At 40.5% G+C, this 14,239-nt stretch carries 11 protein-coding genes and 1 pseudogene; 9 read left to right on the top strand and 3 right to left on the bottom strand.

Annotation, left to right across the window (positions count from 1 at the left end; translation table 11 throughout):
- The first annotated feature begins 9 nt into the window (after positions 1 to 9).
- The 9 genes and pseudogenes from CJF29_RS01320 to CJF29_RS01360 all read left to right on the top strand — a co-directional run.
- Positions 10 to 1,113 (top strand): glycoside hydrolase family 105 protein, encoded by a 1,104-nt coding sequence (locus CJF29_RS01320; protein ID WP_099146575.1) that lies wholly within the window; start codon positions 10 to 12, stop codon positions 1,111 to 1,113.
- Positions 1,114 to 1,288: 175 nt separating this feature from the next.
- Positions 1,289 to 3,322 carry a hypothetical protein gene (locus tag CJF29_RS01325; RefSeq protein ID WP_099146600.1) on the top strand — a complete coding sequence of 678 codons (2,034 nt, stop codon included), beginning with the start codon at positions 1,289 to 1,291 and terminating at the stop codon, positions 3,320 to 3,322.
- Between the two features lie 20 nt (positions 3,323 to 3,342).
- Positions 3,343 to 4,734 carry an FAD-dependent oxidoreductase gene (locus CJF29_RS01330; RefSeq protein ID WP_099146574.1) on the top strand — a complete coding sequence of 464 codons (1,392 nt, stop codon included), beginning with the start codon at positions 3,343 to 3,345 and terminating at the stop codon, positions 4,732 to 4,734.
- Between the two features lie 233 nt (positions 4,735 to 4,967).
- Entirely contained in the window at positions 4,968 to 5,321 is a 354-nt protein-coding gene (locus CJF29_RS01335; RefSeq protein ID WP_099147662.1) for a hypothetical protein, read from the top strand.
- Positions 5,315 to 5,650 (top strand): IS66 family insertion sequence element accessory protein TnpB, encoded by a 336-nt coding sequence (gene tnpB, locus CJF29_RS01340; protein ID WP_099147663.1) that lies wholly within the window; start codon positions 5,315 to 5,317, stop codon positions 5,648 to 5,650. The genes CJF29_RS01335 and tnpB overlap by 7 nt, the downstream gene beginning before the upstream one ends.
- 72 nt (positions 5,651 to 5,722) lie before the next feature.
- Positions 5,723 to 7,525 carry an IS66 family transposase gene (locus CJF29_RS01345; protein ID WP_413544518.1) on the top strand — a complete coding sequence of 601 codons (1,803 nt, stop codon included), beginning with the start codon at positions 5,723 to 5,725 and terminating at the stop codon, positions 7,523 to 7,525.
- Positions 7,525 to 7,878 (top strand): hypothetical protein, encoded by a 354-nt coding sequence (locus CJF29_RS01350; protein ID WP_141561043.1) that lies wholly within the window; start codon positions 7,525 to 7,527, stop codon positions 7,876 to 7,878. The genes CJF29_RS01345 and CJF29_RS01350 overlap by 1 nt, the downstream gene beginning before the upstream one ends.
- A 10-nt stretch (positions 7,879 to 7,888) precedes the next feature.
- A complete protein-coding gene (gene ltrA, locus CJF29_RS01355; RefSeq protein WP_413544519.1) occupies positions 7,889 to 9,154 on the top strand; it encodes a group II intron reverse transcriptase/maturase in 1,266 nt (421 codons plus the stop codon).
- Positions 9,155 to 9,239: 85 nt separating this feature from the next.
- Positions 9,240 to 9,470: pseudogene (locus tag CJF29_RS01360) on the top strand (IS66 family transposase); the annotation flags it as partial.
- A 407-nt stretch (positions 9,471 to 9,877) separates the two neighbouring features.
- On the opposite strand, the gene CJF29_RS01365 reads toward CJF29_RS01360, so the two are convergent.
- From CJF29_RS01365 to CJF29_RS01375, 3 genes are all read right to left on the bottom strand, one after another.
- Positions 9,878 to 11,404, bottom strand: coding sequence for a sensor histidine kinase (locus CJF29_RS01365; protein ID WP_413544551.1), 1,527 nt, complete (start codon positions 11,402 to 11,404; stop codon positions 9,878 to 9,880).
- 124 nt (positions 11,405 to 11,528) lie between these two features.
- On the bottom strand, positions 11,529 to 13,067 hold the full coding sequence (locus tag CJF29_RS01370) for a YifB family Mg chelatase-like AAA ATPase (RefSeq protein WP_099146216.1): 1,539 nt from the start codon (positions 13,065 to 13,067) through the stop codon (positions 11,529 to 11,531).
- Between the two features lie 13 nt (positions 13,068 to 13,080).
- Positions 13,081 to 14,151, bottom strand: coding sequence for a TlpA disulfide reductase family protein (locus CJF29_RS01375; RefSeq protein ID WP_099146215.1), 1,071 nt, complete (start codon positions 14,149 to 14,151; stop codon positions 13,081 to 13,083).
- Positions 14,152 to 14,239 lie beyond the last annotated feature (88 nt).

Here is a 14,239-nt window from a genome sequence, read left to right on the forward strand (position 1 = left end):
TAGGTATTTATGTATAAGAAGGTATTAATATTATTATTTTTTATTCCTTTTCAGTTATTGTTTGCTCAAAAAAGTATGTTGAAAGACTTTCCGGAAGGCTCTACTCCGGAGGAAATTGGTAAGCGATTGGCCTATCGTTTTCTGACAGAGAAGCATGCACTCCATATCGGAAAATGGATTGGTTATCCGGAGACTTTTTATTGGAATGGAGCTTTGCGATATGCTTATCTTGCAAAAGATAAGGAACTTATCAATCGTTTGCAAGATAAGTTTGAGCCTCTGTTTACCGAGGAGAAAGCGTTGCAACCTATTATGAATCATGTTGATGTGAATATGTTTGGCAGCTTGCCTCTTGAGTTATATCTTGTGACGAAAGATAAGAAATATTGGTATTTGGGGTTACCCTATGCTGATTCTCAATGGAAAGTGCCTGCAAATGCGAAACCGGAGGAAAAGGAATGGGCTGAAAAAGGATATTCCTGGCAAACACGTTTGTGGATTGATGATATGTATATGATTACAATCGTGCAGACTCGTGCTTATAAAGTGACGAAGGACAAGAAATATATCGATCGTGCAGCTAAAGAGATGGTGATGTATCTGGATGAGTTGCAACGTCCGAACGGTCTTTTCTATCATGCACCGGATGTACCTTATTATTGGGGGCGCGGAAATGGCTGGATGGCTGCCGGAATGACGGAATTACTTCAGTGTTTGCCTAAAAATCACAAAGACCGTCCCCGTATCTTGGAAGGTTATCGGATAATGATGGAAAGTCTGAAGAAATATCAGAATCCGGAGGGGCTGTGGAATCAGTTGATTGACCAGTCTGACTGTTGGACTGAAACATCCGGATCGGCTATGTTTACTTTTGCTTTTATCAAGGGAGTTAAGAATGGATGGTTGAATGCAGAAGAATATGCTCCTGCTGCGCGTAAGGCGTGGATAGCTTTAGTGTCATATCTTAATGACAAAAATCAGGTGAGAGAGATTTGCGTGGGTACGAATAAGAAGAATAGTAAGCAGTATTATTATGACCGTCCACGCCGCACGGGTGATTATCATGGGCAGGGACCTTATCTGTGGTGTGCTGCCGCTCTAATGGAAAAATAATCGTTCCGGTATTGAGTAGTAGTTGAGGCTTTTGGAGGATATTTCTATTGATTTGGATAATTTTTTTTATTTATAGCTCAATTTGTTTTATTCAATGTGAGGGATGTTCCATAACTTTGGCTCAACAATTTAGTACAAACGGAATCAGACAGGCTGATTCGCAATCATGTTTTATATGAGTTTGAAATATTTACTTTGTGGGATGGCTTTTGTGGCATGTGCCACTATTGTTGAGGCTTTTGATAATGTGCCGGAATCGATTTCTGCATCTATTTCTTTGAAGGTACCAGGAAATGGAGCGAAACACTATCCATTGACTTTTCAGAAATCGCAGAATAATAATGACACTTATTATTTGGAGAATTCGGAAAAGATGCCGTTGACTGTGTCTCAAAATATAGTAACTGGTAATGATGGGCTACGTATTAGTGTGTCTATCACTGCATTGGAAGATGTATATTTTAATTACAATCAACAGATGGCAACCAGCTTCCGCCATGATGACTGCCTGTTCTACATGCCGGGTTTTTGGTATCGACGTAACCTGCGTTCACCCAAAGAGGCTCCTTCATTTCATACATCAGATAGTTGGATTGTGAGTGAAGACAGGTTAAGTGCACCTCTCACGGGGATTTTCTGTGAGAAGAAACAACGTTTTATGACTGTCAACAGACTGGATCAGTTTGCAAACAGCACGTTGGCTACGCATCGTGAAGGTGAAATAATTCTTTCGGATAAGACATCTTTAGGACATACCGGATTTGAAAATAAAGGTGGTGTTGCCACTCTTTCCTTCGGTTTCCCTTATCGGGAGGCTCCTAAAAGTTATATTCGTAAATTGACATTAGCTCCGGCTGTGACTGCTTATCAGCTTCTGAAAAAAGGAGAAACTATTTTGTTGACCTGGCAAATTGTTGAAGGTGAAGTCAAAGACTATTCTGATTTTGTGCGCCATACCTGGGAATATTGTTATGATACATATTCTCCCAAGCCTGTTGATACTCCCTACTCAATTGAGTATATGAAGCAGGCTCTTAGTCAGTTCTTTGTAAGTAGTTTTGTTGATAAATATCCATTGGTATATAATTCGGGCATACATCTTAGGACAGACGCATGTACAAGTAATGGGCAGGCAGAGGTCGGTTTTATCGGTCGTGTTCTTCTGAATGCATTCAATGCTTGGGAATATGGCTGGGAATGTAACCGGGAGGATTTGAAGGCTAATAGTACTAAAGTCTTTGATAGTTACCTGAAGAATGGTTTCACAGAGGCAGGCTTTTTCAAGGAATCGGTTAATTTTGATAAGAATTCTGAAGATCCTGTTCATAGCATCCGTCGTCAGTCAGAAGGGCTTTATGCAATCTTCCATTTCCTGGCTTATGAAAAAGAAAAAGGACGTAAACATCCGGAATGGGAACAACGATTGAAGAAAATGCTGGATATGTTTCTGCAATTGCAAAATGCTGACGGCAGTTTTCCACGTAAGTTTCGTGACGATTTCACTATTGTTGATAAAAGTGGGGGAAGCACTCCTTCTGCTACATTGCCTTTGGTGATGGGATATAAGTATTTCAAGGATAAACGTTATTTGGATAGTGCTAAGCGGACTGCAGGTTATCTGGAGAAAGAATTGATTTCTAAAGCAGATTATTTCTCATCTACCCTTGATGCGAATTGTGAAGATAAAGAAGCATCACTTTATGCTGCAACTGCTACTTATTATCTTTCATTGGTTACTAAGGGAGAGGAACATAAACATTATGCTGACCTGACAAAGCAAGCCGCTTATTTCGCCTTATCATGGTATTATTTGTGGGATGTTCCTTTTGCTCCCGGTCAGATGCTGGGTGATATTGGTTTGAAAACACGTGGCTGGGGAAATGTATCAGTAGAAAATAATCATATCGATGTCTTTGTGTTTGAATTTGCCGATGTGCTTCGTTGGTTGTCGAACGAGTATAACGAGTCTCGCTTTTCAGATTTTGCAGAAGTAATTTCAACTTCTATGCGCCAATTATTACCTTATGAAGGGCATATGTGCGGTATTGCAAAGGTAGGTTATTATCCGGAGGTTGTCCAACATACAAGTTGGGATTATGGAAAGAATGGTAAAGGATACTATAATGATATTTTTGCGCCCGGATGGACTGTTGCTTCTTTGTGGGAGCTGTTTACACCAGGGCGTGCAGAGACTTTTATGAAAAAGTAATTATAATAAATTAATTTGTAATGACGTCTAGAAGAGATTTTCTTAAAAAAGCCGGGCTGCTTAGTGCTGCTTTTGCAGTTCCTGCCCTTAATGTGAATGGCGATACCCTACAGTCTAAAATACGTCTGAAGAACACTAAGATTGCGGTGGACGATCGATGGGATGTTATTGTAATCGGTGGTGGACCTGGTGGATGTACCGCTGCAATTTCTGCAGCTAGGGAAGGTGCTAAGACTTTATTGATTGAGGCAATGGGGCAACTTGGTGGTATGGGAACTGCAGGGATGGTTCCGGCATGGTGTCCGTTTTCGGATGGTGAGAAAATCATTTATAGGGGATTGGCGGAAAAGATATTCGAGGCATCAAAAAAAGGAGTACCTCATGAGAGTAAACAGAAGTTGAACTGGGTGAACATAAATCCCGAATATCTGATGCAGGTTTATGATCAAATGGTCGCTGATTCGGGAGCTCAGGTTCTTTTCTTTTCGAGGGTTGCAGCCGTTGAGATGTCAGCAAATGATACAATAGACGCTATCATTGTGGCAAATAAATCCGGGCTTGTCGCTTTTAAAGCGAAAGTTTTTATTGATGCAACAGGAGATGGTGATGTGGCTGCATGGGCAGGTGCTTCCTTTAAAAAAGGAGGAGAGGATGGAGTAGTGCAAAGTTCTACTTTATGTTTCTCGTTTGCCAATATCGATAGCTATCACTATAATCTCATAGGCCCTTCATTACATACGAGTAACAAGAATAGTCCTATTTATGATGTGATTAAGTCCGGGAAATATCCATTGATAGGCAAACATTTCAATAGTAATCTGATTGGTCCGGATGTGGTGCAGTTCAATGCAGGGCATATTGATAATGTTGATTCGACCGATCCATGGGCTACTACGCGGGCAATGGCTACTGGTAGGCAGATAGCAGAGCAATATTTGGAAGCACTGAAAGAAGTGCGGCCCAAGGCTTTTGGTAGTGCTTTTGTAGTGAAGACTGCCTCCTTGCTGGGAGTCAGAGATAGCCGTCGGATTGAAGGGGATTATACGTTTACTTTCCAGGACTGGCTGGAACGCAAAACGTTTGAAGATGAGATCGGACGTAACTGTTACTATATTGATGTTCATAAGCCAGGCCATAAAGAAACACGTTACAAAAAAGGGGAGTCGCATGGAATCCCTTATCGTTGTCTGACACCCAAAGGATTAAAGAATCTGTTGGTGGCTGGTCGTTGTATCTCTACTGATGAAGAGGCTTTTGGAAGTTTGCGGGTAATGCCTCCTTGTCTGGTGACGGGGGAAGCTGCTGGAATGGCTGCTGTGCATGCCATCAAACAGACAAGGAATGACGTTCATAAAATTGATACTGTTTTGTTGCGTAAAAGATTAAAAGAAGAAGGACAATACTTTTTATAAATGCTTGGAGGAGGTGTTTTATAAGATGTATCTCTTGACAAATGCCTTTAAATGTTGTATCTTTATAGTCGAAAAAAGAATCTAAACCTTGTAAATAGCAGATAAAAGAGTATGAAACTAGTGACTTGAATGATATAATATTACAACAAATATAGAGAATATTTCTGTAAGCACTCAAAAAAAGGCTCAATAATAAAATCTCTACCTTCGCTGCAAATCAAAAAATGAATAGTATGTATAGCAGTGAAGATCTTGAAAGGTTTTACTTTCAGTACCAAACGGAGGCTTTGCCTCATGGAGAATCTCTCCAATCTTTTTGTGTTAAGAATAAAGTACCTTATAACCTTTTTGAAAAATGGTATAAGGACACTCGTAAGAAAGTAGTCGAAGTGAAAGTTTCAGGTTTTCCGGCGGATTCGGATAACGGTAATCCAACGGTTGAACCTCAATCAACAAACAAATTCAGTCCTAATCCGATACGTATATGGATTGATATTCGCATAAGTAACGGTCTTCATTTGACTCAGAAGAATTTAAGCTATCAGGACTTAGTTCGTATGGTAGAGAAGTTGGAGGGATTATGTTGAGTGTTACCGGTCTGAATCATTTCTATTATGTCCGTGACTTTACAGATATGCGCTGCAAGCACAGTCGTGTGTTGTCTATCATTCGTGAGCAGCTTCATAGAGAGCCAAGTGATGGCGATGTATTCATAGTCATGTCTCGTAACCGTAGAATCGTCCGAATGTTTGCTTTTGACAGTCGTTCATACCGTTTGTTTGAAAAGAAGTTTGTCTCCGGCTATCAGTTTCTGAAAGTGGAACGAAAAGGGGCTGATAAAGTGTATAGGATAGACTGGAAAGACGTAGTTTTGATATTAGAGAATCCGATAGTTAAAATATTGAAAGTCAGATAATTATCATGTTTATATATTTGCGGTTTTATGATTATTTTAGTACCTTTATGTCTGTAAATCAAAGGCTTTGGAATGATCGAACTGCAACATATCATAGAATCCAAAAAGGAGTTGTTGAAAAGGGAAACCTACTCACGTACTCCTATAAATTATAGTGAAGGTATGTCAGATGATCAAAAAGACCGGTATATTCAATACTTGGCTGAGCAGAACCAGGAACATATTTTGACGGAGAAAGCAATGGAGCTTGTCCTTGAAGATTTCGTTGCTAAACAAAAGGTTCTGGAAGAACGTATGTCTTCATTTGAAGCTTTGCAACGTTCACAGCTGGAGCAGCAGCAGGCACTGAAGGATCAGTTGTCCGAGGAGCGTAAAAAACGAAAAACCGCAGAGCGTAAAGCAAAGACACTTCAAGAGCAACTCGACTATGCCAAACAAGAACGTTTTGGCGATAGACGGCAGAAGGTCAGGAAAAAGATGCAATCCGGTGAACCGGAAAACCCGGCTCCTGACCGTGAGGATGAAAAAGAAGGTTTTGATGGAACCCGCGGTACACTCCGTACCGGCTCTGTTGATAATAACCTGTCCCATGATGTGCCTCAATCCCCCAAGCAGGAACGTGACTTGTCCCATCGCCCGGATGAGTATAGCAGAATGGGGTTGGCCGGTGATCCGATTATCCATCCCTCAGATTTGTCAAAAGTCCCCGGACGTATAATCGAAAGGAAATCAGTTCAGGTGTTTAGCTTGAAGACCAGCCTGATCGAGGAACGTTTTGAAATGGTTCATTATGCGGCTCCCGGTCTGAACCCCCAATGGGGCTATTTCCCATGTGAAGGTCATCCTGAGGTTGTTACAAAGTTTGAAGGAACGAAGGGCACTCCTGAATTCCTACAGGCAATCGCTTATGAGGTTTATGTGAAGAATGTGACTTTCGGTCTTCTTCACCAATGGGTTACCGATATGGGTATGAGCATCTCTCCCAATACTTTACGCAATTGGTTGAAGAAGGGGAAGACGTACTTGGATGAGTTGGTCTGTGTTTTGAAGTCTGTCGCATTAGAGAAGGATTCCATCGTGAACTGTGATGAGACGTGGTGCAAAGTTCGCAAGTATGACCACTACAAGAAGTGTTATATCTGGGTACTCGTAAACAAGTCCGAGAAGGTTGCTATTTTCTTCTATGAAAAAGGTTCTCGCAGTCGTGATGTCCTTACCGATTTTCTAGGAGATTCAGAGTTGAAAAGTATCATGTCAGACGGCTACAATGCATACGTATTTATAGGCAATGAGTTGAAATCAGCACAATTCAAGGCTACGGTACATCAGGTTTGTATGTCTCACGCCTGCAATAAATTCGTCAAAGCTTCCAATCAAGGAAAAGAAGATCATGCGGCCTTATTTGCCGCGGATTTGAAAGAGCTTTTTAGAAACGAGCGTAAGTATGATGAAGCCCGTCTTACTCCTGAAGAACGATTGAAGGAGCGGCAAAGTTTAGCAACGAAAGAAATATTGATAAGGATCCGTAGTCGTTTAGACGGTGAGTTGGCCACCGATTCAGAATACCGGAGTCAATATTACACGGAAGCCTTAAACTATCTGAATCACTTTTGGGATGAGATCTTTGCCTATTTAAAAGCCGGGGAATTCCCCATAGATAATAATCTGGCTGGTGTGTCACGAGGGCATTATAACATGATGCTATTGGCTGGTATCATGGAAATTTTGTCTGCAACTATCAAAGAGATGAGGGTAGGTCCCTCGCAATCGGTTTACAGGAACAGGTTGCAAACCATCACAAGCTGCGTTTTGAGCAATCAAAAAGTGGTGAACGTTGTGTGTAATAAGTCAGAAGATATGGTAAGGTATGTATAATGGAGTTGAATGTAAATGAACCGTTGATGAAGCATCGTTATTGTTATCAGATTACATCAGAAATAGGGCTTCTGCTACGCTCTATGATAAGAAGGGAGGTTACCTGTTTACTGTCCCTTTGGTGTACGGTGTGTAGGCGGCAAGACCATTATATAGGCTCTTTGATGGAACGTGAGAAGCAGATTGAGAATGTCAAGAGAAAATGCCAAAGACGCATGACACGTAAGGCAGAAAGTATCAAAGTCTCAATTTGTGGCGGATTTCTCCGTAGTAGTGTTGAAGTTCTTGTAATGAGAAGGGAGCGAAGGGGGAAACGTATTCAGCGGACTGTATTGTGCAACTTGATAAACTAAGGAGGACACAATGCAAGAAGCAAAACCATTTCAAATAGACAAAAGAATAATCTTTGAATCCTTTAAGAAAGTAAAGTTTAATAGAGGTAGTTCAGGCATTGATGGTATAGAGATGACCACTTATGAGCAAAACCTAGGTTCCAACCTTTATCGTCTATGGAATCGCATGAGCTCCGGCAGTTATATGCCTAAAGCAGTAAAACTTGTAGAAATACCGAAATCAAATGGTGGTAAAAGACCTTTAGGGATTCCCACTATTGAAGACCGTATTGCACAAATGGCTGTTGTTAATGTAATTGAGCCTCTCATCGAACCCTGTTTTCATGAAGATTCATTTGGTTATCGTCCGCATCGCTCTGCTCATGATGCCATAGCCAAGGCAGAAAGACGGTGTTGGAAGTATGCATGGGTTTTAGATATAGATATATCCAAATTCTTTGATACAATCGACCATGGCTTATTAATGAAAGCGGTGGAGAAGCATATCAATATAAAATGGATACTTCTCTATATAAAACGTTGGTTGACTGTCCCTTATCAGAGAAGTGATGGAGAAATTGTAAAGAGGGACATGGGAGTACCGCAGGGTTCAGTCATAGGTCCAATTTTAGCAAACCTGTTCCTACACTATACCTTTGATAAATGGATGTCTTATAAATATCCTCACATACCTTTTGAGAGATATGCTGATGATTGTGTTTGTCATTGCAGTACATTGACTCAAGCTGAATACATAAAGGAAAGGCTTGGAGAACGCTTTACTGAATGTAAATTGAAATTTAATGAGGAAAAGACAAAAATAGTATTCTGTAAAATGAGCAGTCGTTCATCAAAACACTATCATTGTACTTCTTTTGATTATTTAGGCTTTACTTTTAGATCAAGAGCGGCAAAAGATAAACGCAACAACGTCTTATTCACAAGTTATTTGCCTGCTATAAGCAAGAAATCGGTAAGCAGAATACATGAAACAATAAAATCATGGAATCTCAAACGTCTCCATAATCGAAGTCTACGATTTGTGGCAGCATATATTAATGATGTCGTAAGAGGATGGATAAACTATTATGAGAAATTTGGTAAAACAGAATTTTGGAAAGTTATGTGCCATCTGAATCGCTCTATTGCTTATTGGGCAAAGACGAAATATAAAAGACTTCGTCGTCGAGGTGTCATATCTGCTCATTATTGGTTAGCCTATATAGCTCAGAAAGAACCCAATCTGTTTTATCATTGGCAAGTAGGATATGTACCCTATGCACGTCAAAAGAAATGATTTGAATGCGAAGAGCCGTATGAAGGGAGACTTTCACGTACGGTTCCGAGAGAGGCTGAGGGTGAAATTCCCTTGGTCTACTCGACAGCGAACCATCCGAAAGCTGACTACTCAGCGAAACAATTCCCTGCACTACGGCAGTGATGCCGGTGCTGAGATGGCGGCAACCTACCATAGTGTAATTAGTACAGTGAAGCTTCACGGTAGTTCCGTTTGGAATTTTATCGGAACTTTCTTCAAAAAAATCTTTAACGGGTGCAGGGACTATGTTAATATGGTACCCGGTAAGATTTCTTTGTCTACAAGTGAATGCTAAATTGAAAACGATTTTTTAACGAAACTCAGTTTGGGCACTTCAACAGTGCCCAAATTAAAGGGTATGCCCTTAATTGAGTGCTTACAATATTTCTAGCATATACTAAGAATGGTGGGCTGGATATAAGCAAGAAGGCTGCAAATTTTACAAAATTTGCAGCCTTCTTGTTGTAAAAAATAGAAATAAAAAACCGGAAATCAGCTTTTGGAGTTTCTAATAAACATGGATACCGTTTATAATAAACTACTCCAAAGTTTATTATAAATATGAGATGCGTTTATGTATGAACCTGTCCATATTTTTGTATACTTCAAAACAAAAGCTTGGAATAGTGCCTGTCGGAGGTAACTATAATAAACAAATTAGAAAGTAATCTAATGATACAAGTTATTCGTTTTATGCAAAATTTAGACGTGAAGTTCCAGTATGAAACGGGTTCCTTTGGTATAGCCGGTATCTAGCGTCAGGCTACCATTCATTTTTGCGGCGATAAGTGAGCAGATTGGTAATCCTAGCCCATCTCCTGTAGTGAGGTCTTTCACTTCCGTGAAAGGCTTGAAGATATTTTCCTGTTGCTCTGCCGGAATACCGATTCCCGTATCCGTCACGATAAACTGATGAGTGTGTGCACCACGTTTCTTGAAATCAAGGCTGATACGTCCTTGTTCGGTGTAGAAGGCTGCATTTTTCAGTAAATAGAGAAGGATACGTTCCAGTTGTTCCTTGTTTGTCTTTACCTGAAGTTTGGGAGCATTAACTGAAGGAGTAACATCTATTTTTATATGCTCCTTAACCTTGTCCATTACATTTTCGCAGAAAGTACCTACGTTGATTTCACCCAATTCATAGAGTTCGGTTAATGAATTCTCTAATGAAGACAGCTCTTGGATATCATCGCTGAATTTCTTTAGAGCAGCGACCTGGCTCTGCATTTGGCTCGCTTCTTGAGGGGCTTTCTGTAAAAGTTCATTCGCAGAAGTAGCTAACGTATTCAAAGTCGGCTCCATCTGTGAAGATATGTTCTGTATGAATTTGGTTTTTAATTCATTATGTTCATTGGCAATCTTCACACTTTTCTTTAATTTGCGGTTGCCGGCGATAAATTTCAGTAATATGGTGGCCAGTATTGCCAGTCCGGCTACGAGGATGAGTACAAGAACACACAGGCCTATAATGATGTATTGTTTGGCTGATAGCGTGTCGTCTTTTTCTTGTATAGTCAGTTGGCTTTCGTCATATTTCCTTTTCAGTACATTCAGTTCGTCTTGAGCTGTCAGCGCTTTCACGGAGTCTGTCCAAACGATGTAACTTTCATAGGTGCGTTCCATTAAAGGGGCGTTATTGGCTTTACGGGCAATTCCGATAAGGTTTTTGTAGCAATCACTCACTTTGGCGTAGTCTTTCTTTTCCTTGTATTGATTAATTAGTTTGCGGAAACAGGCATCACCTTGTGTGTTTTGGTTAAATGTATAGTAATAGTTGGCTTTTGTATACAGTAAAACCTCTGTCAGTGAGTCATTCTTGGCAAGGTTAGCAGTTTCTTCCAGTTTATTCAGCTGTGTTTTTGCCTGAGCTGGATTTTTAAGTGCCGTGTACATCTGCAACCGCTCCTTGTTCACGAGGAAGCGGAGGTCATAAAAGACTTTCTTTTGATTTTGCTCTCCGGCCCATATAAGTTGGTCCATGTCACGACAAAGTTCGAATCCTTCTTTGTAAAAGTTCTCTCTGACGTATAAAGCGTTGGCCTGAACACCACATTCTATTGCCTGTGGATAGTTTTCGCGGGTTGCAAATGCTTCGTATGCCTTTTTGAATAAGTAACGTGCTTTGATGTAATCTTTTTGATTGAGGCTACTTTGTGCTTGTTCTTTTAATTCTGTGGCTCTGTCACGGGGAGTTTGAGCATAAGTCATTATACTCAAACAAAATGTCATTAAAATAGCTATTATCGATTTTCTCATATTAGAATTTATTTATTTGTTACAAATGTAAAACAAATATATGAAAAAAGATAGTGCTGATGATGAAATAATTCTCTTCTGTTTGTATTCATTGTTATTATCCTGCCCAGTTCTCTCTGTCGAGATTCCGATAACTGATAGCCTCTGCCAAATGATTGGGGAGTATTTGTTCTGCTCCTTCCAAATCGGCGATTGTACGGGCAACTTTTAAAATCCGGTCATAGGCTCGGGCAGACAGATTGAGCCGTTCCATAGCATTTTTCAGTAATGCGAGCCCTTTGGCATCCGGTTGAGCATACATTGCAAGCAGTTTGCTGTTCATTTGTGCATTGCAATAAATTCCGGTATATTCGGTGTATCGTTTTTCTTGCATTTGACGGGCCTTTATCACTCGTTGCCTGATGATATTGCTCGATTCTCCCTGTCTTTGATCGGAAATCTTATCAAAGGGTACAGGTACAATCTCTATCTGAATGTCGATGCGATCTAATAATGGACCGGATATCTTATTCAAGTACTTTTGAACCTGTCCGGGGCTGCATACGCATGCTTTTGTCGGATGGTTGTAATATCCACAGGGGCATGGGTTCATGGATGCAATCAGCATCAGGTTGGCCGGATAGCTGATAGTACTTTTGATGCGGGAAATAGTGATCTGGCGGTCTTCCAATGGTTGACGCAACACTTCCAGCACTCCTCGGTTGAATTCCGGCAATTCATCTAAGAAAAGTACCCCATTATGTGCCAGACTGATTTCTCCGGGTTGTGGAAAACTACCTCCGCCAACCATCGCCACCTGGGAAATTGTGTGGTGAGGGTCGCGGAATGGGCGTTGGGAAATCAATGAGGACCCGCGTTTTAGTTGTCCGGCAACTGAATGTATCTTGGTGGTTTCCAAACTTTCGCCTAGTGAAAGAGGAGGAAGAATGGAAGGAAGGCGTTTGGCCATCATCGATTTACCGCTACCCGGAGCACCTACCATTATTAAATTATGTCCTCCGGCTGCTGCAACCTCTAGTGCCCTTTTTACATTCTCTTGCCCTTTAACGTCTGCAAAATCCAAGTCACAGTTCGTCTGTTGTTGATAGAATTCTTCCCGTGTATTAACAACAGTCGGCTCTAATTCGCGTTCATTATTGAAGAATTCGACGACCTCCTTGATATTACTGACTCCGTATACTTTTAATTGATTGACAACGGCAGCTTCCCGTGCGTTTTGTTGGGGGATGATTAGTCCTTCGAAACCATCTTCGCGCGCTTTGATAGCAATGGGAAGCGTACCTTTGATAGGTTGTATACTTCCGTCCAGACTTAGTTCGCCCATTAACAAATAGCGGGAAAACTTCTCGGAAGAGATTGTTTCGTTAGCTCCTAACAATCCGATGGCAAGAGGCAAGTCATAAGCTGAACCCTCTTTACGGATGTCCGCTGGTGCCATGTTGACCACTATATTGCTAGTGGGCATTTTATAACCATTCACCAGCAATGCGGAGATAATACGTTGATGGCTTTCTTTGACCGCAGAATCCGGAAGGCCGACGAGATAGAACATACAGCCGCGCGAGCTGTTAACTTCGATTGTGATGAGTGTTGCATCAATCCCTTGAACAGCCGCTCCGAATACTTTAATTAACACGTTTGATTATTGATTATTTTTTCTTCTTATTGTCTTGTTTTTCCTTTTCTTCAGAAGCAGTGACTACTTCCTCTATTTTCTTCTTCAATTGTTCTCCTTTGAGGTTTTTCGCGAGAATCTTACCGTCTGCCGACAGAAGAATGTTGCTGGGAACTTGCTTGATGGCGTATTGTTTGGCTACTTCGGAATTTAGTCCGCCAAAATCACAGACTTGCTCCCAATTGAGCGTATCACGTTTTATAGCATCCTGCCATTCTTGTTTATCCATATCAAGGGAAATACCGAGCATGGCTATATGTTTGTTCTTCTTATATTTCTGATAGATCTCTTTTAACTCGGTATTGCTTCGATGATTGGAAATGCTATCTCCCCATGAAGCCCAAAAATTGATTAACAGGTTCTTTTTCTTGAAATCTTCTGATGACCGGGTAATTTTTTCCCCTTTTATGTTAGATAGACTGAAGAAGGGAGCATATTTCCCTGTTTCTGTTTTCTCTGCCAGTGAGATGGCTTCATTGAGTTGTTCGATATACAGCTTGTCTTGCAATATTCCTGTCATGACTTCAATTAGCTTCTTTATTTTGTTGAAATCGGGCGAATCTTTCTGAACAAAGTATTTATCCAACAAGTAGAGGCTGACAAAAGAAGAATGATGCTTCATGATGAATTCTTCTGCTTTTTGCTCTAAATCTTTCTCGGATGGGGTAGGCAGGCTATTTAGTTCTTTCTGAAAGTTTGTAAACTCTTCATTATATATATTACCATTGATATCCAGATATTCCGGGTGATTGATATCTCCTTTTATTTTGATCTGATTTCCTTTGTCAAGGAAGATTGGATATTCTGTCTGATTGTCAATAAGTAAAAAGGCAGAAGTAATGGTGTCTATTGAAGCTGTATAAGAGAATTTATCGTTCTTCGCGAAAATGGTATCTATCCGGTCGAATGATTCGTCCATTCCATACAGATAAAGCGTATCTGTGCCCAGGCCTTTGATTTCCCCGGTTATGCTAACCTTCTTTGAAGATTTACCACAACTGCATAGACAAATGATTATGAGGATTAAAATGCTACTCTTTTTCATTGCTTTGATTTCTTTTCTGCGAAAGTACGGTTTTTACAGATAAAAAAAAAGAATTGCCCGTCATTTATAATGACAGGCAATTCTTAAT

Origin of the sequence: Bacteroides celer, assembly GCF_002632415.2 — a bacterium.
Classification (GTDB): domain Bacteria; phylum Bacteroidota; class Bacteroidia; order Bacteroidales; family Bacteroidaceae; genus Bacteroides.